The organism is Streptomyces malaysiensis subsp. samsunensis (assembly GCF_024519315.1).
Taxonomy (GTDB): domain Bacteria; phylum Actinomycetota; class Actinomycetes; order Streptomycetales; family Streptomycetaceae; genus Streptomyces; species Streptomyces malaysiensis.
The window spans coordinates 1-701 of sequence record NZ_JANIIC010000245.1 but is presented as its reverse complement, the minus strand read 5'-3'; the positions used below and the strand labels follow the sequence as shown (position 1 = coordinate 701).

Annotated in this window: 2 protein-coding genes; both read right to left on the bottom strand. The window is 69.0% G+C overall.

What is annotated here, in order from left to right:
* Positions 1-355: transposase (locus NQU54_RS50510; RefSeq protein WP_372506442.1), on the bottom strand; the 355-nt coding region annotated here is incomplete at its 3' end.
* Positions 356-405: 50 nt separating this feature from the next.
* A partial coding sequence (locus NQU54_RS50505; RefSeq protein WP_372506441.1) for a transposase occupies positions 406-701 on the bottom strand: 296 nt, incomplete at its 5' end.

Genomic DNA, 701 nt, shown 5'->3' with positions numbered 1-701 from the left:
CGAGGAAGGCGAGGAAGTGGTTCCCTTTTCGCTCGTATCGGACGGTCAGGCGACGGTAGCCGAAGAGCCAGGAGATCGACCGCTCGATCTTCCAGCGGTGTCGGCCGAGGCGCTCGCTGGACTCAATGCCGGGTCGGGCGATGCGTGGGACGATGCCGCGGCCGCGCAGCCACGAGAGTCGATCGGTGGAGTGGTAGGCCTTGTCGGCGCGGAGCCTTCCCGGTCGGCGGCGTCGCGGTCCACGGCGGGAGCGGATAGCGGGTATGCCCACGACCAGCGGAAGGAGTGCCTGGCTGTCGTGGACGTTGGCGCCGGAGACGCCGAGGGCGAGAGGTAAGCCTTGTGCGTCGGACAGGACGTGCAGTCTGCTGCCCTTCTTGCCCCGGTCGACCGGATTGCGCCCGGTCAGTGATCCCCTTTTTTCGCACGAACCGAGGCCGCGTCCACGATCGCCGAGGTCCAGTCCACCTCACCGCGAGCTCCGAGCTCGTCCAGGACAGCCTGGTGCAGGCGACGCCACAGCCCAGCCCCGGTCCATGCGGCGAACCGGCGGTGCGCGGTCGCCGGCGAGACACCGAACGTCTCCGGTAGATGCCGCCAGGCGCAGCCGCTGGTCAGCACGTACACGACGGCCGTGAACACCGCTCGCTCATCAACCGGGGCCGTCCCTCCGCCCTGCGGACGCGAGGAGAAAGACGGAA